The sequence below is a fragment of the Psychrobacillus sp. NPDC058041 genome, from assembly GCF_042885655.1.
Taxonomy (GTDB): domain Bacteria; phylum Bacillota; class Bacilli; order Bacillales_A; family Planococcaceae; genus Psychrobacillus.
In genome coordinates this window covers 1-22,377 of record NZ_JBHVRO010000012.1, presented here as the reverse complement: position 1 = coordinate 22,377, position 22,377 = coordinate 1, and the positions used below count along the sequence as shown (strand labels likewise).

At 33.8% G+C, this 22,377-nt stretch carries 18 protein-coding genes and 1 pseudogene; 15 read left to right on the top strand and 4 right to left on the bottom strand.

The genetic code is table 11. The annotated features are described in order from the left end of the window. Positions 1-41: 41 nt before the first annotated feature. The 3 genes from ACFVR1_RS16550 to hisJ form a co-directional block, all read right to left on the bottom strand. Positions 42-1,601 carry an FMN-binding glutamate synthase family protein gene (locus ACFVR1_RS16550; protein WP_387585604.1) on the bottom strand — a complete coding sequence of 520 codons (1,560 nt, stop codon included), beginning with the start codon at positions 1,599-1,601 and terminating at the stop codon, positions 42-44. Between the two features lie 103 nt (positions 1,602-1,704). Beyond that, a complete protein-coding gene (locus ACFVR1_RS16545) occupies positions 1,705-2,184 on the bottom strand; it encodes a GAF domain-containing protein (RefSeq protein ID WP_387585602.1) in 480 nt (159 codons plus the stop codon). 3 nt (positions 2,185-2,187) lie between these two features. After that, on the bottom strand, positions 2,188-2,997 hold the full coding sequence (gene hisJ, locus ACFVR1_RS16540; RefSeq protein WP_387585601.1) for a histidinol-phosphatase HisJ: 810 nt from the start codon (positions 2,995-2,997) through the stop codon (positions 2,188-2,190). Between the two features lie 148 nt (positions 2,998-3,145). On the opposite strand from hisJ, the gene ezrA reads away from it, so the two are divergent. The 6 genes from ezrA (at position 3,146) to rarD (ending at position 10,910) form a co-directional block, all read left to right on the top strand. Then, positions 3,146-4,846, top strand: a complete 1,701-nt coding sequence (ezrA, locus tag ACFVR1_RS16535) for a septation ring formation regulator EzrA (RefSeq protein WP_387585599.1) — start codon at positions 3,146-3,148, stop codon at positions 4,844-4,846. Between the two features lie 153 nt (positions 4,847-4,999). Continuing rightward, entirely contained in the window at positions 5,000-6,133 is a 1,134-nt protein-coding gene (locus ACFVR1_RS16530; RefSeq protein ID WP_387585597.1) for a cysteine desulfurase family protein, read from the top strand. 5 nt (positions 6,134-6,138) lie between these two features. Then, complete coding sequence (thiI, locus tag ACFVR1_RS16525) at positions 6,139-7,341, top strand: tRNA uracil 4-sulfurtransferase ThiI (RefSeq protein ID WP_387585595.1); 1,203 nt, start codon at positions 6,139-6,141, stop codon at positions 7,339-7,341. An 81-nt stretch (positions 7,342-7,422) separates the two neighbouring features. Continuing rightward, positions 7,423-7,623, top strand: coding sequence for an alpha/beta-type small acid-soluble spore protein (locus ACFVR1_RS16520; RefSeq protein ID WP_387585594.1), 201 nt, complete (start codon positions 7,423-7,425; stop codon positions 7,621-7,623). A gap of 678 nt (positions 7,624-8,301) precedes the next feature. Next, entirely contained in the window at positions 8,302-9,879 is a 1,578-nt protein-coding gene (gene mbcS / locus ACFVR1_RS16515; protein WP_387585593.1) for an acyl-CoA synthetase MbcS, read from the top strand. 92 nt (positions 9,880-9,971) lie between these two features. Then, a complete protein-coding gene (gene rarD, locus ACFVR1_RS16510) occupies positions 9,972-10,910 on the top strand; it encodes an EamA family transporter RarD (protein ID WP_387585591.1) in 939 nt (312 codons plus the stop codon). 19 nt (positions 10,911-10,929) lie between these two features. Here the strand turns inward: rarD and ACFVR1_RS16505 are convergent, their stop codons facing one another. Beyond that, complete coding sequence (locus ACFVR1_RS16505) at positions 10,930-11,730, bottom strand: NAD kinase (RefSeq protein WP_387585590.1); 801 nt, start codon at positions 11,728-11,730, stop codon at positions 10,930-10,932. Between the two features lie 153 nt (positions 11,731-11,883). Between ACFVR1_RS16505 and sppA the strand changes: the two genes are divergently transcribed. The 9 genes and pseudogenes from sppA to ACFVR1_RS16460 form a co-directional block, all read left to right on the top strand. Then, positions 11,884-12,897 carry a signal peptide peptidase SppA gene (gene sppA / locus ACFVR1_RS16500; protein ID WP_387585588.1) on the top strand — a complete coding sequence of 338 codons (1,014 nt, stop codon included), beginning with the start codon at positions 11,884-11,886 and terminating at the stop codon, positions 12,895-12,897. 12 nt (positions 12,898-12,909) lie between these two features. Beyond that, positions 12,910-13,491 carry an RDD family protein gene (locus ACFVR1_RS16495; RefSeq protein ID WP_387585587.1) on the top strand — a complete coding sequence of 194 codons (582 nt, stop codon included), beginning with the start codon at positions 12,910-12,912 and terminating at the stop codon, positions 13,489-13,491. A gap of 35 nt (positions 13,492-13,526) precedes the next feature. Continuing rightward, positions 13,527-14,036 carry a thiol peroxidase gene (gene tpx, locus ACFVR1_RS16490; RefSeq protein ID WP_387585585.1) on the top strand — a complete coding sequence of 170 codons (510 nt, stop codon included), beginning with the start codon at positions 13,527-13,529 and terminating at the stop codon, positions 14,034-14,036. Positions 14,037-14,088: 52 nt separating this feature from the next. Further along, complete coding sequence (locus ACFVR1_RS16485) at positions 14,089-15,018, top strand: class I SAM-dependent methyltransferase (protein ID WP_387585584.1); 930 nt, start codon at positions 14,089-14,091, stop codon at positions 15,016-15,018. 111 nt (positions 15,019-15,129) lie between these two features. After that, positions 15,130-16,320 carry an acetate kinase gene (locus ACFVR1_RS16480; protein WP_387585583.1) on the top strand — a complete coding sequence of 397 codons (1,191 nt, stop codon included), beginning with the start codon at positions 15,130-15,132 and terminating at the stop codon, positions 16,318-16,320. Positions 16,321-16,451: 131 nt separating this feature from the next. Beyond that, complete coding sequence (locus tag ACFVR1_RS16475) at positions 16,452-16,718, top strand: hypothetical protein (protein ID WP_387585581.1); 267 nt, start codon at positions 16,452-16,454, stop codon at positions 16,716-16,718. 215 nt (positions 16,719-16,933) lie between these two features. Continuing rightward, a complete protein-coding gene (locus tag ACFVR1_RS16470) occupies positions 16,934-20,668 on the top strand; it encodes a YobI family P-loop NTPase (RefSeq protein ID WP_387585580.1) in 3,735 nt (1,244 codons plus the stop codon). Positions 20,669-21,289: 621 nt separating this feature from the next. Further along, the gene (locus tag ACFVR1_RS16465; protein ID WP_387585578.1) at positions 21,290-21,412 is read left to right on the top strand and encodes a hypothetical protein; all 123 of its coding nucleotides are present in this window, start codon (positions 21,290-21,292) and stop codon (positions 21,410-21,412) included. A gap of 170 nt (positions 21,413-21,582) precedes the next feature. Then, positions 21,583-21,678: pseudogene (locus ACFVR1_RS16460) on the top strand (hypothetical protein); the annotation flags it as partial. Positions 21,679-22,377 lie beyond the last annotated feature (699 nt).

Genomic DNA, 22,377 nt, shown 5'->3' with positions numbered 1-22,377 from the left:
ATAAAATACCGTTCTCCACTTATGAGAGAACGGTATATTTATTAATCTATAGTGAATACTCTTCCGCGATCATCTTTGTACACAACATGCTGTCTATCAAGCTTTGTTGGCGAATCAAGACCAGCTGCAGCCGCTATACGGAAAAGTCCTTCACGCATTGTCAAAATATAATTAGTCACACGATATTTCTTTTCTTCTACAACAAGTCCTTGTTGCAACTTCTTATCTGTAGTAGCAACACCTGCTGGACAAGTATTCGTATGGCATTTATGTGCCATAATACAACCTACCGATATCATAAAACCTCGTGCAATTTGAACAAGATCGGCTCCCATTGCTAAAGCAATCGCCGCACGATCCGGCGTTGTAATTTTACCAGAGGCGATAACCTTCACTCGATCTCTCACTCCGAATTTTTTTAATGCATCGTCAAGAAGAATAAGGGACGATCGAAGTGGTAAACCCACACTATCTGCAAGATCTTGATATGTCGCTCCAGAACCGCCTTCGCCACCATCGAGAGATATATGATCTGGTCCGGTACCAGTTTCGAGCATGAATGACGCAAGTTCTTCTGCATCTTGCTTGCTACCGATTACTACCTTTATGCCAACTGGCTTTCCAGTATGGTGCCGAATTTTATCGATAAATTCGAACAAAGTAGGATAGTCATCAAATTGATGAAAACGATTTGGGCTATTAATCGTTTTATATGGAGTAACGTTCCGAATAGCTGCTATTTCTTCTGTCACTTTCTCGCCTTCTACGTGTCCACCGCGCATTTTTGCTCCTTGCGCTAACTTCAGTTCGAATGCTTTCACTTGTGGAATTTCCGCTTTCTCACGAAGCCGTTCCCAACTAAATTCTCCATCTTCCGTACGGAAACCGAATAATCCTGATCCAATTTGCGCGATGATATCTGCGTCACCAGCTAGATGATGTTTGGATAAGCCACCTTCTCCTGTATTCATCCAGGCTCCTTTGGCCATGCCAATACCTTTCGATAAAGCAGTAATTGCATTTTCTCCTAGTGCACCGTAACTCATTGCAGATTGTCCGAGCATACTACGAACGTGGAAAGGATGCTCACAATTAGGACCGATTATAATCGCATCTTCTTCAGGTAATAACCAAGATAAAGCTGGGACATCCTCCAAATGCTCTTTACGTGAAAATAAATTATCTTCATCGACAATATAACGCTTTGTATCAACAATGACTGCGTTGTCGACTCGCATTTCCTCATTTTGTTTCGTAAACATTGCGTTTCGAATAAAATAGCCGGCTTCATTAAAATTACGTTTCGAACCAAAACCAATTATGCTGTTCAAATATTTTCCCGGCATAACCATATGCAAATATTCTTCGCGGTTGAAGGGTTCTCCTCCGTTATCATTATCGAATAGATATTGTCTAAGCTCTGGACCAGCTTTCTCTAATATATAGCGCATTCGCCCTAAAATCGGATAATTACGTAGTATTGCATGCTGCTTCTGTTTTCGGTCGTAAAGGTAAAGAAAAATAACAACTGTAATAGGTACGATAACAAGAAATACAATTAGTAAAGTTGAAGAAATCGAAATAGTTTCAATCCAAGACAAAGCCCTCACTCCTCTTACAAACTTTATAAATATCTTACCATTACAAAGGTCCATAAGTCTTGATTATGAAAAAACAGAAGGAAAATTTCTCCTTCTGTTTTTCTTAAATATGTTTAATTAAAACTTGAACGAATTGCTCTAAGCCTTCTTTATCTTGCTCTGAAAAGCGTTCTTTAATAGGACTGTCTATGTCTAGTACACCTAAAAGTTCTCCATTCCTAACAATAGGTACAACGATTTCCGATTGTGAAGCTGCATCACATGCTATATGTCCTGGAAATGCGTGAACATCTGGAACAATGACGGTTTCTTTTGTTTTTGCAGCTGTGCCACAAACACCTCTACCAAGAGGGATTCTTACGCAAGCAGGTAATCCTTGAAATGGACCTAATACTAATTCACCGTCTTCCATTAGATAGAAGCCAACCCAATTAATTTGGTCAAAAAATTGATTTAGTAATGCGGATGCGTTACTTAGATTTGCTATAGCATTTTTTTCACCAGTCAATAACGCATCTAATTGCTTAGATAACATGACGTAATTTGCTGATAGGTCTTCGGAATAGGTTGTTTGTGTAAACATTTTTTATTCTCCATTCTCAATATATTTATTTAGTTCATTATAGAACTGATGTAAATCACTTACTTGATGGGCATCTGAACCGAACACTAAGGGGATTTCTAATTGTTTTGCCATTAAAATGTATGGAGGAGATGGATAGCTTTCCAAACAATACGGTTTGGCAAGACCTGCACTATTTACGTCAAGTTGGAGATGTTGATTTTTTATTTCTTTTAATATAGAAACAATTTCTTCCTTATCATCAACTTTTTCGGATAATGCATGCTGAAATTTATGTACAAGTGTTATATGACCGATTCGTTTTGGTTTATAGCTTCCTAGATCACTCTTTATTGAATCCATTAGTGTTTTATAATACAATTTATACACAGAGACTGGATTTCCTACTTTTTCTACAAATTCTATATAGTTTTTTGGAGAGAAGTCGATACAAGTATATGTGTTTTGAAATTGTAAAAAATGTACGGATAAAATAGAATCATCTAAATATTGTCCATAAGTATTTAGAAAAGATATAGTCTCATGTTCAAATCCTGATATAAAGTCTATCTCTAACCCAGATGAAATAATAATATCTTTTCTATATTGTTTTTTCAAATCATCTAGAGTGTTTAAATAAGATTCGAGCTTGTTTAAATTCATTCCGCTATCTTGTTGCGGAGTAGGATCGATGAAACTTCTAGGTAATGGGGCATGCTCTGTAAAAGTTATTTCGTGAAATCCATTTTGGATTGCTTTTTCAATATATAATTGAAAAGAGTCAAGCGTTCCATGAGGACAGTAAGGTGTATGGATATGACCATCTTTTTTCAAAAAATCAACCTCCACGTCATCGAAATACAAATATTTCAAAGAATTCATTGCTTTTCTATTGTTTTATGAAACAATAACATATAAAGCATGGTAATATATATAGTAACATTTGAATAAGAACTTTTGATCTTGGAACAGGGGGCTTACGATGAAGTATATCATCCCAGTGATTATTATACTTTTAATCATTGCAATTTTTGCGTTTATAATAAGACGAAAACATAATTCAGAAATTGAGCGGTTAGAGCATGAAAAGCATCAAATTCAAAACAAACCTATTTTAGAAGAGATGACAAAAGTAAAGCAATTGAATATGAATGGTCAAACAGAAGAGATGTTTGAAAGATGGAGAAATACTTGGACGGAAGTAATGGATGTTTTAATGCCTAAAATCGATGTTCTATTGTTTGATGTAGAAGAAAATGTCGATAAATTTCTTTTCTTCAAAGCTTCTAAAGTTGAAAAAGAAATTCAGTCTTTAATTACTACATGTGATGAGAAAATGTCGAGTATTTTAAAGGAATTAGAAGATTTAATAGGCAGTGAAGAGAAAAATCGAATTGAGATGGAACAGTTAAAAGAGCAACATCGTGCTGCTAGAAAAACGGTACTAGCACATCAGCATTCATTTGGAGATGCGGTTCCAGCATTAGAGACAAAATTAGAGTCCTTTATTCCACATTTTGAAGAATTTGATAAATTGACAGAGACAGGGAACTATTTAAGCGCAAGAGAGATTGTTATTTCTGTTCAAAATGATGGACAAAAGTTTTTTCGCATTTTACATGAAATACCAACAGCACTTTCAGAAATTCAACATAAAATTCCAGGAAGTATCCATGAATTAAGAAGTGGACAAAAAGAAATGGAAGAGAGCTCCTACTACTTGCAACATCTTGAAATGTCTGCAAAATTAGATGCGATTGAGGAAGAATTGACTGAGTTAAAAGCTGAAATTATTGAACTAAATGTGAGTAAAGCAATTACCAGGGTAGAAGAAATCAAAGATGAAATTGAATCCTTCTATGATTTATTGGAAAAAGAAGTAATTGCTAAAAAATACGTAGATTTACATAAAGAAAAAACTGCTTACCGTTTAAAAGAAGTTACTTCAGTTACTCGTGCTATTAGTGAAGAAGCAGCTTTTGTGCAACAAAGCTACCGATTACCTGAAAAAGAAGCAGAAATTCCACAAAGTTGTTTAAAAGAACTGGAAGTATTGCAAAAGAAATTTGAACTACTTTCCACTCGTGTCGAGGAAGAACAATCTGCTTATTCAAGTTTGCAAGAAGAGCTAAATGAGATATCAGAAGAAATTGATCGCTTATATGATGAGCAAGACCGTTTTGCAAATCGATTAAAAAATCTAAGAATTGATGAAAATAAAGCACGTGCTAAGCTAGATGACTTGAAAAACTTATTGCATGAAACAGATCGTATGTTACAGAAAGCGAACATACCAGGTATTCCAGAAGAGATGGATGTTCGTCTTGAAGAAGCAGAAGAACATATTTACGTTGCTATGCAAAGCCTTCAAGAAGTTCCATTAAATATGCTATTAGTGGATAATTATTTGTCTCAAGCTGAGGCTTGTATGGAGGAAGTGCATCAAAAAGCAAAGGAAATGCTTGAAAATGTGTTATTAACCGAAAAGATTATCCAATATGGTAACCGTTATCGAGCAAATCATCCAAATGTTCATATGCGTTTATTAGAAGCTGAAGAGGCATTTAGACAACTAAGATATGCAAAAGCTCTGGAGGACGCGGCTACTGCGGTAGAAGAGGTTGAACCAGGTGCTTTAAAAAAGATTGAAGTACTTGTGAAAGAAGATACACTACGTACATAACCTGATTATAATAACTAAGATTTCCTCGAATGAGTAACGTTTTCAGATAATCTGGAGATATATCTATTTTAGTATTTATGTTGTGTATACAAATGTGAACCACCTCACTAAAATTGTGAAGGTGGTTTTTTTCCGAAAAGGAGTTAATGGAACATGATTTATTTTGATAACAGTTCTACTACGAAAGCACTAAAAGAAATAATCGATACATTTGTAACGGTAAACGAACAGTATTGGGCGAATCCTTCTTCCATACATGAGTTCGGACACCAAACAGACGAATTGTTACAATCCGCTAGAAAACAAGTTGCTGATGTATTAAAAACAGTTGATGAAAAAGTATATTTTACTTCAGGAGGGACAGAGTCGAATAATTTAGCTATATTTGGTTTAGCTAATAAATACAAGCATCGTGGAAATCATGTACTTATTTCCGCAATTGAACATCCTTCAATAATCGAAGCTGCTAAAATGCTCCAAAAACAAGGATTTATTGTAGAATTAATCCCGGTGAATAAAGAAGGCTATATTAAGTTAGAAGAATTGGATTCGCTTCTTCGTCACGATACAGTGTTAGTGAGTGTAATGCATGTAAATAACGAAACTGGTGCCATTCAGCCTATTAATGAAATAGCTTCACTTATAAAATCAAAAAGCCGTGCAGTTTTTCATATGGATGCGGTCCAAAGCTTTGGGAAAATGGTCGTAAACTTTGATGAACAATATGTAGATGCAATAACTATTTCGTCTCATAAAATTCATGGATTAAAAGGATCCGGTCTTCTTGCTTTAAAAAGTACTATAGAGATTACTCCTATTCTTTTTGGAGGAGGTCAGGAATCAGGAGTTCGAAGTGGTACGACACCTGTACCATTATCTGTATGTACAGCAAAAGCAATAAGAATAGCAAATGCCAATTTAAATACTCATATGGAAAGCATATTGAAAATGTCAGAAGAAGTTACTACTTTTTTAAAGAAATTTTCATCTATAAAAATCATTTCCCCGGAAATAAAAGCTCCCCATATTGTTTCTTTTTCAGTCCGAGGAGTAAAAGGAGAAGTATTTATTAATGCACTGCAAAAAGAAGACGTAATCGTCTCCACGAGCAGTGCATGTTCATCCAAACAAACACAAACAAGTCATGTGTTAAAAGCAATGCATTTAGAAGATGATTATATCAAAGGTGTTATCCGACTAAGCTTTTCTTATATGAATACACCGGAAGAAGTTCAGCAATTTAAAAGAATATTTACAAAAGTAATGAACGTAATAAAAGGAGATTAAAAAAGATGAAATGGGAAAAAATATTAGTTAGATATGGTGAATTATCAACGAAAGGTAAAAATAGAAAAGCATTTATCACGCAACTTCGAAATAATATAAAGTTTTCTTTTATGGACTTGCAAAATTTTAAAATGACAGCAGAAAGAGATCGAATGTTTTTAACTTCAAAAGATGATAATGAAATACAACAACTTATTAAGAGATTACCGAAAATATTCGGTATACAATCATTTAGTCCAGTTGCTTCATGTTCTCAGGAAATGGATGATATACAAGCAACGGCATTGAAAATTATTGCGAGTTTAGACAACCAAGATAAGTCATTTAGAGTTACAGTAAAAAGAACGGATAAAAGATTTCCTTTAGATACTTACGAATTACAGCGTACAGTTGCAAGTCATGTACTAAAACAATTTCCTAGCTTGAAAGTAAAAATGAAAGAGCCGGAAATTGATTTGCGTATTGAGGTATTAACTGATGCTGTTTATATGATGGCTGAAGTTATTCCAGGAGCTGGCGGTATGCCTTTAGGTTCAAATGGTCGCTCCTTATTAATGCTTTCGGGAGGAATCGATAGTCCGGTAGCAGGTTATATGTTATTAAAACGTGGAGTACGTTTAGACGCAATCCATTTCCATAGTCCACCCTTTACAAGTGAACGTTCAAAAGAAAAAGTGATGGATTTAGCTAATCAGTTGAGTCATTTTGGAGCAACGGTGAGACTGCATGTCATTCCATTTACGGAAATTCAGCAAAGCATTCAATCACAAATTCCAGACAACGTATCAATGACAACTACAAGAAGAATGATGATGAAAATCGCAGATATTGTTAGAGAAGAAATTGGAGCGTTAGGAATCGTTACGGGAGAAAGTTTAGGACAAGTGGCTAGCCAAACACTGGAAAGCCTAACAGCTATTAATGCTGTTTCAACTACACCTGTTTTTAGACCTTTAATTTCATTTGATAAACTTGAAATCATCGATATTGCACGAAAGATTGGAACTTATGAAACGTCCATATTACCATTTGAGGATTGCTGCACAATATTTACTTCATCTTGTCCGAAAACGAAGCCTAAGCTTGAAAAAGTGGAGTACTATGAAAGCTTTAAAGACTTTGATGAATTAATAAATGATGCGGTTAAAAATAGAGAAGTGTTTTCATTCCCAAACAAGAAAAACAATAACTTTGAAAATCTTTTATAAAAAATAACAAAATATACCTCATCCCTTAGTGTATGGATTGCTCGAAAACGAGCATTCTAATTTCACAAGGAGGTGATAATTATGGCAAACAACACTTCAAATCAACTTTTAGTACCAGGAGTAAAACAAGCTATTGATCAAATGAAATATGAAATTGCTCAAGAGTTTGGAGTACAACTTGGACCAGATGCATCATCGCGTGCCAACGGATCCGTCGGCGGAGAAATTACTAAGCGATTAGTGCAACAGGCTCAATCCCAAATGAGTGGATACAGCAAATAAGAAAAAAAATCGGTAGCTTAGGCTACCGATTTTTCTATTTAAAAGAAAATAAATAAATTTGACGTGCTAGGAATTCAGTATTACCAACAACTTCACATCATAAGAAAAATGCAAGCGTTCTTTAAGTGCACATGGTCATCACCCATTCCGGAGTACTTTGGACAAAACAGTGGCTACACTATTACCGTAGTAATTTAGCTCGTGAAGTGACTGCGTCACTTCACGAGCCATTTTTTTCGGTCATCTTGTGGCGGATGTTTGTCCGTCGACCTCTTGAATTATGGAGACATGGTGCATCAGGTTTGGATAATGTAAGAATAAATCCTTTCCTATTCTTTTAAAAGCGAACGAAGATACAATTTCGTCCGCACAGCGCTTCCTTATTAATGGATACTATCTATTTTTTTCAGTTTCCACCAATTCTAATTATCTGCCCACTGATATACTGTGTACAGTAAAAGTAAAAAAACAATAAGATCAAGCCCTTTGTCGTCCTTCATGAAGCAGTTCATCGCCTAGTACATTTAAAAGGTCCTTTAAAGCACTTGGGAATTGGTGAAAGACAAGATGCACTTAAAGGGAGTTTGAGATCTTTTAAAAAAACAGAAATTTTTATTTATATTTAAAAATCTGACTATTTAATTTATAATTGAGATGTAAGGACGAGGAGGAGTTAAGATGAATAAACAAAATTTGATAGCACCAAACAACTATAACTTAGTTACTGAATTTGAAAAATATAGTTCTGAAGAAGAAAAGATTGCTCTCATTTGGGAATCGGATAAAGATGAAAATAAGACGTGTACATATAAAGAGTTAATGCTAAGAGCAAATAGAGTGGCAAATGTATTTACCAAAAAAGGTCTTCAAAAAGGCGATGTCGTATTAATTATGGTTCCTCGACTAATAGAAGCATATGAAGTTTATATTGGTGCACTAAAAGCGGGCCTTGTAGTTATTCCAAGCTCTGAAATGCTTCGAGCAAAAGATATTGAATATCGTCTGGAGCATAGTGAAGCGAAAGCTGTCATCGCATATGAACCATTTTTGGATCAGTTTGATGGCGTTCAACATATAGATGAAAAATTATTACTAGTTATTGGTGAAGGAAATGGGAAATGGACTTCTCTTACAAATGAAATGAATGGGGAATCCGATCAGTTTCAAACTGTCGCTACACGAAAAGGTGATATGGCATTTCTGTCATACACAAGTGGCACTACTGGAAATCCAAAAGGTGTAGTACATACACATGGATGGGCTTTTGCACATTTGCGTACCTCTGGCCCTAATTGGCTTGGAATTCAGGAAGGAGACATAGTTTGGGCAACTGCTAGTCCTGGATGGCAAAAGTGGATTTGGAGCCCTTTCCTTGCAACGTTAGGGAGTGGTGCAATTGGTTATGTGTACAGTGGAAAATTTGAACCGAAAACATATTTAAATAAGATTCAAGAGAAAAAAGTAAATGTGCTTTGCTGCACACCAACGGAATATAGAATAATGGCTAAAACAGAAGGATTATCAGAATATAATCTATCCTCCCTTCATAGTGCTGTATCTGCAGGTGAACCGTTAAACAGAGAAGTCATTGAAACTTTTAATAGATTGTTTAGTTTGGAAGTCAGAGATGGTTATGGTCAAACAGAAAACACTTTGCTTGTCGGCACGATGAAAGGAATGGAAACAAGATTAGGTTCAATGGGAAAACCAACACCAGGAAATAGAGTAGAAATCATTAATGATCTTGGAGAAGTGTGTGCTCCAGGTGAGGTTGGAGATATTGCAGTGCATATAGAGACACCTGCTCTTTTTAAAGAATATTTAAAGGACCCTGAAAGAACTTCAATGCAATTTAGAGGTGATTACTATATTACTGGAGATCAAGCGAAAAAAGACGAAGATGGTTATTTTTGGTTCGAAGGTAGAGGGGACGATATCATAATAAGTTCTGGTTACACAATTGGACCATTTGAAGTGGAAGATGCGCTTACAAAACATCCAGCTGTACAAGAATGTGCCGTAGTTGGAAGTCCTCATGAACTTCGAGGAGCAATTGTAAAAGCATTCGTCGTTTTACGTGATTCATCCATACAAGGTTCAGAGGAATTAGTAAAAGAACTTCAAGAGCATGTTAAATCACTGACTGCTCCGTATAAGTATCCTCGCGAAATACAATTTATCAAAGAATTACCGAAAACAACTTCTGGTAAAATAAGAAGAATTGAACTAAGAGAACAAGAAAAATTGAAAAAATAAGAAATATCAAGACACGAAGAACAAAAAATGTTTTTCGTGTTTTTACATGTTGAAAAGATTTTTTGTTTACTTTAGTGAAGTAAGGGAATATAATGATGCTTGTATTTTCTGGCACAAACAAATGGGGTGAAGCTTTGCAGAAAGAAGAGAAACAGGGAATAATTATAGTAGCAATTGCTTATATATTTTGGGGATTTATGCCGATTTATTGGAAGCTATTGGCAAGTGTTTCGAGTGATGAGATACTTTCGAGTCGAGTAATATGGTCATTTATTTTTACATTTTTAGTAGTTATCTTAAGTAGAAAATTTGGAACGTTAATCAGTGATTTAAAGGAACTTTGGAAGAATAAAAAGGCTTTTTGGAGTCTAGTTCTTGCTTCGTACTTAGTAACAGGAAATTGGTTTACTTACATATACGCAGTAAATGCGGGATACATAGTACAAACGAGTTTAGGATATTACATCAACCCACTGTTATCTGTACTTCTAGGAATTATCTTTTTAAAAGAAAAACTATCTTGGGCACAACAACTTTCAGTAGCTATTGCAGCAGCTGGAGTAATCATTCTTACAATATCTTATGGAGAGATTCCATGGATTGCTGTTACGTTAGCTTTGACATTTGCTTTTTATGGTTTGATTAAAAAAAGCTTAACGATAGATCCTTTACGTGGCTTAACATTAGAAACAATGTTTGTTCTTCCTATAGCACTTATTTATTTTGTTTATTTATTGATGACTGATCAAGCAGTTTTCTTCCAATCAAATGCTCAAACAATGATTTTGCTTGCATTAACTGGTGTTGCAACCGCAGTCCCACTCGTATTGTTTGCAAAAGGAACGAAAACGATGCCTCTTTATATGTCAGGATTTATTCAATATTTTGCTCCAACAATTATGCTCCTAGTCGGCATTTTTGTATATGATGAAAAATTTAGCAAAATTGAGTTTATATCATTTTCATTTATTTGGACAGCATTAATTTTATTTACTTTTTCTAAAATTGTGGAAGTAAGAAAACACAGGTAGTTCTCAGCCTACCTGTGTTCTATAAAAAAGATCGCTTTACTTTTTCCCAATAGCTATTATTTTTCAATTTTACTGTTTTTACAACTTGATTACTTAATGCGATAGACACAGTCTCTACATGTTGAATACTTAATGCTTCGTTGTCTGTGCTCATCGATGGATAGTCATTCCAGTCTTTATGGAGTCTAAGTTCAAGAGTTCTACTACCACTTAAAATGAAGGGAGAACCTAGTGTTCTGTATTCATTATTGTTCATGGAAGCAATTTCTGTTACTTGAATACATGGAAGTAATGGGTCTACTATAGCTCCATTAAGTGACTTATTGTAAGCGGAGCTACCAGTCGGAGTTGAAATAACGATCCCGTCTCCTCTAAATGTCTCAAACAGTTTGTGGTCAATTATTATGTCCAATACAAAAGTTTTAATGATATTTGAACGAATGGTGAACTCATTTAAGCAATAAAATTTAGGTTGTTGATTGACCGATAGTTCGAGCAAAGGGTACTTCCGAACTTCAATTTTATTATGCAATACTGCTTCTGCCATTTCGTGAATGTCTTCTATTAAAAAGTCACAATACATACTTAGTAGGCCTGTAGTTGATATTCCGGCATAGAGACAATCCTGGCGGAATCCTGTCTTGCGAACTGCTTGTAAAAATGATCCGTCTGAACCAATACTTACAATTATAGAGGCTTCATCATGGTGTTCAACAACTTGAAAGCCGTACTGTTTTATTACATTTGTTAAATGATCTTTTTTTTGTAAAGTATCTATGTCATTTTTAGCAAAAAGATATATTGCGTTTTTGGATGTCATAATCGATATTCCTTCCAGTAGAATTAAGGATAAAAAGATTAAAATTATTTATTGCCTAGCTTCACTATATTTATAATATTTATTTTACCATTTCATGAAACGTTTAGGGATTTTTATCGTATGTTATGAGAGAACAAAAGGAGGAACAACAATATGAATAAGAAACGTTGGTTTGCTATTTTAGGAGCATCCATTTTATTGGTAATATCAATTTTTGTAAACACAATATCAACTATGTTTTCTACAGATTGGACTTCTTTAATGGATGAATTTGCATCTATTTCAAATTCTGATTTCTATGAAACTGTATTAGAAGATGGAGATATGGATAACAGAGTAGCAGTATTAACAGTTGATGGTACGATTCAGGATACCGGTAGTGCATCCTCTATTTTTGGAACAGAAAGTTATAATCACCAATTCTTTTTGCAACAATTAGATCAGGTGAAAGAAGACGATACAATAAAAGCTATAGTTTTACAAGTGAACTCACCTGGTGGCGGAGTAGTCGAATCTGCACAAATATATAAAAAAATTAAAGAGATTCAAGACGAAACTTCAAAGCCAATCTATGTTTCTATGGGAAGTATGGCAGCATCAGGGGGTTACTATATTTCGGCACCTGCAGATAAAATCTTTGTGAATAAAGAAACAATTACAGGTTCTATTGGTGTTATCATGCATAGCATCAATTATGGAAAATTGGCAGAAAAATACGGAGTAGAGTTTGTAACTATAAAATCTGGTCCTTATAAAGATATCATGAGTCCAACTAGAGATATGACAGAAGAAGAAAGAAATATGTTACAAGTTATGTTAAACGAATCGTATGAGGATTTTGTTGATATCGTTGCGCAAGGTCGTCATATGACAGTTGCAGAAGTGAAGAAAGTTGCAGACGGTAGAATTATGAGTGGGCGTCAAGCTATTGCAGCTGGTCTTGCAGATGACGTTGGATATTTGGATGATGTTATTCAAGCGATTAAGAAAGATCAAAAATTAGAGGATGCGGAAGTAATTGAATATGGCTACTCACAAAGTCTTTCCTCCCTTTTTGCTCTGAAAGCACAATCTTTCCTAGGGATAGATATGGAATCAAAATTAATCGGTAAACTTATTGCAGACAATAGTGCACCACGAATGATGTATTTATATGGTGATAGATAAGGAGGGTAAATGATGAGTGAAATTATACAGACGGAAGAAAATAATGTACAACCGAATGAATTGCCAACCCAGCAAATAGACATAAAACCAATTGAACAATTTGAACTGAAACCAGCTGGTTTTTGGATTCGTTTTTGGGCATATTTTTCGGATCTATTAATCTTATCCTCTATTGGAATGTTACTAATAAAGCCCATTTTTCGTTTGTTTTCATTAGAAATAAACGATCCTACCTGGTATGCACCATTTACGTTAATAACATCGATTCTTTTTTACGCCTATTTTGTACTGATGACAAAATTTTTCAATCAAACAATAGGAAAAATGATTTTTGGCATTCGAGTTATATCGAAGGATAATGGAAACCTTACATGGAGTACAATTCTATTCAGGGAGTGGATTGGCCGCATAATTTCTGTTATCCCATTTAATCTTCCTTATCTTGTTATTGCGTTTACAGAGAGAAATCAGGCAATCCATGATATGATCGCAGATACTTTTGTAGTTCATGAAGAAGTTTACGACAAGATAGAAAAAAATGGATACGAACGTACAGCAATGGCAAAAGAGTTGCAAGAGCAGAACACATTCTAGTAAGATGAAGATATTGAAAAAGGAGGCTACATATTATGGCACAAGTAACATTTAAAAATAATCCTATTACATTAGTTGGTAAAGAAGTGGTAGTTGGAGAGAAAGCACCAAACTTTACAGTTTTAGCAAACGATTTATCGGCAGTAACACTTCAAGATTCTGCTGGGAAAGTTCGTTTAATTAGTGTAGTCCCTTCTCTAGATACTGGTGTTTGTTCAACACAAACAAATAAATTCAATCAAAGTGCTGCTAGTCTCGGTGAGGATGTAGTAATTTTGACTATCTCCGTTGACTTACCTTTTGCTCAAAAGCGTTGGTGTGGAGCTAATGCTGCAGATGCAATTCAGACATTATCGGATCATCGCGATCTTTCTTTCGGAGAAGCATATGGCGTGGTGATGAAAGAATTGCGTTTACTAGCTCGTTCCATTTTTGTAGTTGATAAAAATGACGTAGTTACTTATGTTGAATATGTAAGCGAAGGAACAGATCATCCAGACTACGAAAAAGCATTAGAAGCAGTTAAAGAGTTAACGAACAAATAAAACAATAAAACCCACTCTAATTAAAGAGTGGGTTTTAATTTGAGGGATAATTATGCATACAAATGTGGAGAAAATTTTTACGTTTATTGATCAAGAAAGTAGTTTTATAGAAGAACAGGAGTCTGTGACATATTTAGAAGGCGTTATTTACGCACTTGAATTATGGATAACAGATAAAAAAGCACCCTTAGTGACAAACCCTGATAACGAGCAAATTAGAAAAGCAGTACAACTTGCAATTCTAAAAGGGATGAAAAAATCAGCACAAGTTAACCATCAAATGACACCAGATGCAATTGGCTTGTTAGTATCTTATTTTGTTAAGAAAATGATGAAAGAAAAAAAAGAGCATGCAATTTTAGATCCAGCTTTAGGAACTGGTAATTTACTCTATACAATTATGAATGCATTATCTAGTGAGAATCATGCTTTTGGTGTTGAAATAGACGATTTATTAATTCAATTGGCAGCCCAAACAGGTGAGCTATTAAGTTGTGATATTCAATTATTTAGACAGGATGCCTTAAAACCATTATTAATCGATCCAGTTGACATTGTTGTAAGTGATTTACCTGTAGGATATTATCCAGATGAGGAAACTGCAAGTGAATATTTTCTTCAAAGTGAAGGTGAAATGTCTTATGCACATCATTTATTTATCGAACAATCGATGAATCATGTAAAACCTGGTGGATACTTATACTTTTTAGTTCCAGACACTATTTTTGAATCAAAACAAGCACCAAACCTTCATAAATTTTTGAAAGATAATGGCTGGATTCAGGCAGTAATACAGTTTCCATCTAATATCTTCAAAACAAAAGGGCAGGAGAAGAGTTTACTCATTCTTCAAAAGAAAAGCGAAGATTTAAAAGCACCGAGGGAAGTATTACTTGCAAAAGTTCCAAATATGTCGAATCGGGAAGCGATGGAGTTGTTCTTTAAAAAAGTAGATATATGGCAAGAAGAAAATTCAAGATGATAGTTGCTCGCCCCTACTGTGATTAGTACAATTAAAGTACTAGTTTCACTTAATCTACCAGCGGTCATACACCGGCTAAATTAAGTGAAAGGATGGAAGGGGCGTTTTTTTATGGTAAATATTTTAGCGATTAATGCCGGTAGTTCATCTTTAAAATTTCAATTGTTGAAAATGCCAGAAGAAAATGTTATTGCAAAAGGATTAATAGAACGAATTGGCTTAAGCAATCCTATTTTTACAATGACGACGCAAAATGAACGAATACAATTAATAGAACAAGTGGAAAACCATACACAAGCCGTAAAACTTTTGATGAATCAGTTAGTTGATAAAGGAGTTATTCACTCTTTAAATGACATACAAGGAGTAGGACACCGTGTAGTACATGGTGGAGAAGTGTATAGTGATTCAGTATTAATAACAGAAAAAGTAATGAAAAAATTAGAAGAGCTTTCTGAGCTTGCCCCATTACATAATCCTGCAAATATTACCGGTATTCGCGAGTTTTCAAAAGAATTACCGAATGTTCCTGCGGTAGCTGTTTTTGATACAGCATTTCATCAAACGATGCCGGAAAGTTCGTACTTATATTCCATACCATATGATTATTATGAGAAGTATGGAATTCGTAAATATGGTTTTCACGGGACTTCACATAAGTATGTTGCTTACCGGGCAGCAGAGTTATTAAACCGACCAATAGAAACGACTAGATTTATATCCTGTCACCTTGGAAATGGAGCAAGTATTGCGGCTATACATCGAGGAAAATCTATTGACACATCCATGGGCTTTACACCTCTTGCTGGAGTAACGATGGGGACAAGATCTGGGAATTTAGATCCTGCTTTAATTCCATACTTAATGGAAAAAACAGAGAAAAGTGCAGAAGAAGTATTAGATGTTTTAAATAAAAAATCTGGCATGCTAGGCGTTTCTGGATTTTCAAGTGATCTACGTGAAATTGTAACAGAGGCATCCAAGGGAAATGAACGAGCTCAGTTAGCACTTGACGTATTTACAAATCGTATCCATAAATATATAGGTTCTTATGCAGCTCGGATGAATGGCGTAGATGCCATAATTTTTACTGCAGGAATTGGAGAAAATAGTGAAGTTATTCGAAAAAAAGTTTTAAGTGGTCTACAATTTATGGGGGTTTATTTGGATCATGATTTAAATAAGCTAAACGGTAAAGAAATATTTATAAATTATCCTCATTCTCCTGTAAAAGTAATTGTCATCCCAACGAACGAAGAAATAATGATTGCAAGAGATACAATGAGGTTAGCAGGATTATAAAGGGTTTGAACGATTAGACTAATCTTTAAAATCTAAACTGGTTATGATTATTTTCTCTCGTGCAATCATTACCGATATTTGATATGTACAACTTTCTGAGGGTTATGATTACAACTCTAGGAGGATGTATTATGAAAAAAAGAAGAACATCATCAACAGGCAAAGGTTTAACATGGTTAGAAGGTAGAGAGTTAATCATAAGTATTAAAACGTTAGAAGGTCGGGCAAGTCTTACAATAGAAAGCTATAAAAAACTATTCAATGATTTTGAGCGTTGTTTTGGTGTTCGTAAGTATATGACTAATGTTACACATGAGGACGCAAGAAGATTTATTGAGTGGCAGTTAAACGAAAAAACACAGTTTCTTAAAGCGAGGTTTAGAAATAGATATTATTAAATTAAATGGAATACCGAAAGCTAGTTTCTAAGTAGATCTGAGAAAGCATGAAGTAGGAGGCAAATAGGATTATTGGAGCAGTCGTTTATTTGTCTAAATGTATAAAGTAATTATTTCTATTTTGTTGAATGTTTTATTTATGTAGAAAATAGCTAGGTGTGAGAAGACTTTGAAAACAGCTTATTTAGGATAATACTTGAAAAGAAGGTTATGTAATGGATAAAAAAGAATACCATTTTCAAAAGTTAACACCTATTAATAATTCCGACTTAAATATTTATGAAGACGCATTGAATTTCGTTTTTGCAAATGATGATCTTAAAAATATTGCAATATCTGGCCCGTATAGTTCTGGTAAAAGCAGCTTAATAGAAACATATAAGAGTGAATATACAGATAAAAAATTTTTACATATTTCTCTAGCTCACTTCGAATCACCCGAAAGTACAGATATTCCGACTTATGATGAAGTAGTTTTAGAGGGAAAGATTCTCAACCAGCTCATTCACCAAATTGATCCAAACAAAATCCCAAAGACCAACTTTAAAGTGAAGCAAAATGTATCTGATAAAGGGACTATAAAAAGCACACTATTTATATCGTTATTTTTAATTCTAATAGCATATATAGTGTTTTTTAACAGCTGGAGCAATTATGTTTCATCAATGGAAATAGAATGGGTAAAAAATATTTTGATGTGGACTACAGTTAGTGAACTATTGTTGGTTAGTGGCATTTTATGCTCTATTATCTTTGGAATAACGATATACTCCATAATTACAACTCAAAAGAACAAAAATATATTTAAGAGACTAAATTTACAGGGAAATGAGATTGAGATCTTTCAAGAAACAAATGAATCTTACTTTGATAAGTATCTCAATGAAGTATTGTATATTTTTGAAAACTCAGATGTCGATGTAATAATTTTCGAGGATATTGACAGGTATAATGTGAATCAAATATTCGAAAAACTGAGGGAAATTAATACTCTGATTAACAATAAAAAAAGCAAAGACGAGAAAACACCGATTCGCTTCATATATTTATTAAGGGATGATATTTTCATTTCAAAAGATCGAACAAAGTTTTTTGATTTCATAATACCGGTTGTTCCAGTCATTGATAGCTCTAATTCACATGATAAATTTATTGAACATTTTGTGGAAGGGGAGATTATTGAGTTATTCGACGAGGTTTTTCTCAAAGGTTTGTCATTATATATTGATGACATGAGAATTCTAAAGAACATATATAACGAATTTATTATATACAATAACCTTGTACAATCAATAGAATTAAACAAAAATAGGCTCCTAGCAATAATTACTTATAAAAATATATTTCCAAGAGATTTTAGTGATTTACAACTGAGCATGGGATATGTTCATACTTTGTTTGAAAGTAAAACGGAATTATTAAAGGAAGAGTTTGAAAGTATTAACCATCAAATTAAAGAAGTTGAAGAGAAGCTGGACCTATCAAATGTTGAAAAACTTGAATCTATTAATGAACTTGATGCGGTCTACTTGTTATCAAATTATCGAATAAACAATGCTTCAGGAATTGATATTTCGAATTTTAAAACACGAGCTGATTTGGTTAAAGCTATAAAGGAAAACCCTGATAGTGTCCAAATACAAGAAAATTATAGTAGTAGGCTTATAAGTTTACAACCAGATCTTGAGGAACTTCTTCAAAACCCAGAATATATTAAGCGGAAAGAAGCAATAGAAAGAAATGTTGATAATCAAATTGAAGAGTTGAAAAGTGAATTACAAACATTACAAAAGCAAAGAACTATAATACAAAATAGTCGATTACGTAGCATTATTACAAAAGACAATATTGATAACATTTTTAGCGTCAACTTTATTAATCAGATTGGAGTAAAAAACGATTATAAAGAAATAAAGGGGAGTCCATATTTTCCTTTAATTAAATACTTAATTCGAAATGGATATATTGATGAAACATATCCTGATTATATGACATATTTTTATGAAAACAGTCTAAATCGAATAGATAAGAATTTTCTCCTTAGTATAACTGATCAAATGCCAAAGGATTACTCATATTCGTTAATAAATCCAAAGGTAGTTCTTTCTAGATTACAACTTATCGATTTTGAGCAGATAGAAATCCTAAACTTTGACCTGTTGTGTCATCTGTTAAATACAAGAAATATTAATGAAAAATATTTTATTAGTTTCCTCGAACAGTTAAAAAGGACAAAGAATTTCAAATTTATTACTGAGTTTTTGGAAACACAGAGAGAAACTGTTTTGTTTATAGAAGCATTAAACAAAATATGGCCAAGAATTTTTGACGATATTTTTAGTGTAAGTAATCTAAGTTATGAACAGAAAAAACAATATGTCATCCATACATTATATAATTCTTCGGTTGATGATATTTTAGCTCTTAATGATAGAAATAGTTTAACAAAATTTATATCTGAGAGTCCTAATTTCTTAGACATAATTAATCCAAATATCGACGTTCTGATAGATGGGTTCACTAAGATTGGAGTTAAATTTGAATGGATTGATTATGAAGTATCAAACAAGGAACTTTTTGCAGCTGTATATAAGAACAATTTATATCTGATTACATTTGAACTCATTGAATTATTCTTAATAAAAGTTTATGGCTTGAACAAAAGCAATGACTTTTATAATAAAAATTATACTTTGATTAGTTCAAAAGAGGATGAACCTTTATTACAATATGTAAATAGAAATATGAATGAGTATATGAGAGTCAATCTTGAAAACTCTAATGAGGATATAACAGACGAAGAATCTGCTACATTGACAATACTCAACCATGTTAACATTAAACCAGATTATAAGATAAAGTATATTGGCTATCTGCAAACTAAATTAGATAATATAGAGAAGGTAATTAATGCAGAATTATGGAAATACCTATTACAAGAAAAACTAGTAAACTACACGGAGATTAATATATTAAACTATTTCTTTAAAAACGGAAATGTGATAGATACGTATTTAATTGAATTTATCAATAGTTCAAGTATTAATTTTAGACTTAATACAAACAGCTCAATATATACTCCATTTGGTGAAAAATCCAAAAGTGATTTTGTTAAGGCAGTAGTTTTATGCAACGAGTTATCTAACGAAAGGTATGAGTCTATTTTGAAGACTTCAAATACTAATTTTAACTCGTTTCTATACTCTGACATTGAATACGAGAAGTTTTCAATTCTTATCAAACTCAATATTATTATAATGACTGAATCAAATCTATTATTTATAAGAGAGATATATCCAGAGAATTTGATGCATTTCATTACTCATAATTTCTCTGAATACATTAAAATAATTAACTCAGAAAACTATGTTTTTGACGAAATGATTTCAGTGTTAGATGAAAACGTGGATGAACCAAACAAAATTAAATTGTTGGAATTTACAACAGAAAAATTAACGATTAAGCAAAAAGGATATTCTGATTTAGTTAAACAGCATATTTTAAAAGACAACTTCGATGTAGCTGATATAGAGTTTTTGCTCAGTGATTACTCAAATGAAAGTGTCGCCGTTAAAAAAATTATATGTGACATTTCAATAAGATATGTAAGACATATAATAGATAATCAGTATTCAATTGATTTTAAACTTCTTTCAGACCTTCTAAGTTCAAATGTTCTAGAGATGGATGTAAAAAAAGAATTGTTTTTGATGTCCCTACCAAATTTGAATGAAACACAAGCAAGAGAGAATCTTACGACGTTACAAATGAGCGAATTTTTGGGTTTATTTGAAAGAAAACGACCAAGGATTGAAGTTAACGAAATTAACACCAGGATTTTAAAGATTTTCAAAGAAAAGAACTGGATTACAAAGTTTGAAATTGATAATGAAGATACGGAATTTTACCGAGCATATGGACGTAAAGTTAATGAAGATGAATTAATGTAATAATTTATAGTTTAACAAAGCCCATATTTCAAAAAAAGATAGATAGTTTATGATAAATGAGCTGAACCCCGAATTGTAGACACTTTAGAAAAAGTGTAGCAATTCGGGGTTTTTTTGAAGAACGTAGAGGAAATGCAAGTTCGGGGTGCTCTAATACGTGGGTAATGTCAATCTTTATTAAACACTTCTATGTCGCCAAAGGACAAACTCTAGACAACGCAAAACAACCATATAATAGATACCTCGATGGACCATATAGTCATTCTATTCGCACCTATGTTCCGTTCTGCTGCTCCTGGTCTTGCTCTGCGTACTTTATCTCTTGTCACTTCTCTCGCTCTTTTCCCCTCCCTTATAGACCTATTACTCCACCCGAACCTCTACCACTTAACCGATCGATCCGCTCTCCAGCAACCGCCGAACCCCCCCACACTAACCATAATAAATACGAATTTATTGAATACCTTCGAATGGATTAAATTAATTCGAATTAATTCAAAACAAGGTGGGTAAGGGGAGGGTAAAGAAAGGAAAAAAGACAGGGACATACCTTCGGTTTTTCGCTATATGGTCTATCGGGGTTTATACTAATCGTATATAATACAGTATAGGAGTGGTTGTATGAAAAACCTGTCAGAATGGTTCCAATCCAAAGAAGAAGTGTACACGCTTTTCTTAGTTGCTCATGCTACTTCTTCCAAACGTCATTTGCATAAGGAGATTGCTGGACTCGATTATCTTTGAAGAATCCTTAAAAAAGGAATGGAGTCCTGTGCAAGAACTAGCAGAAAGTATGACTAATTTAATGATATTACATTCATATTGTATAATAGCGTAAAGGTAATAAACGAAAGAACGTAGTAGAAGGAGACTCTCTTGTTGGTGTCGGTGACATGGAATAATTCGAACAACTTCTAACAGGCAAGACATATAGTAAACAATCGATTAACGAAGTACTAGAGCCTATTGATATACCAAAGTATTTTGGTGGATTAGTAAAGAAGAATTAGTTCAACTAATTTTTTTTGATACAATGTAGAGTCTAACGTATGTTAGGCTCTTTTTTGTTATGAATTATGCTCGTTCCCTTAGAGTACAAGACATAAAAAAGAAATCATAACCATTTTTTCAAAACGTGGAGCAATCACAACCGAAATGGTATAATTGGGTTAAGAATACTTAGAAATGTTGTCATATCAAGGGTTCATTCTCCGGTAAAAGTAATTGTCATTCCAACGAACGAAGAAATAATGATTGCAAGAGATACAATGAGGTTAGCAGGATTATAAAGGGGAAAAAGATGTGCTCTCGGATGTTAAGGTAAAGCTCTCGCAGAAGCTGAAGAGCTTTTAAATAGTGGTTAAAAATTTTTTGCGAAAAGGAGTCACATTCAGTAGAGAGTGACTTTTTTATAGAAATTTTTTTTATGCCATAAACAGGTTGATTTCCGCTGCAGGCGGACGCTTTCTTACCTCTAGTCAAGAGTAATATCTATAAAAGTAAATTAAAGATAGTAATCCATTCAACGAGTTGTTGATTTCCGTTCCGGCGCTCGCTTTCCGCGGGCATGGCTTGAGCCTCCTCGTTCGCTTCGCTACCTGCGGGGTCTCAAGGCTCATGCACCTGCCGCTTCGCTTTCGGTGCAGAAAAACATCTGCTATTCCCGCAGGAGTCGAGCACCTGCACTCCAAGCAACAATGAACACTAAA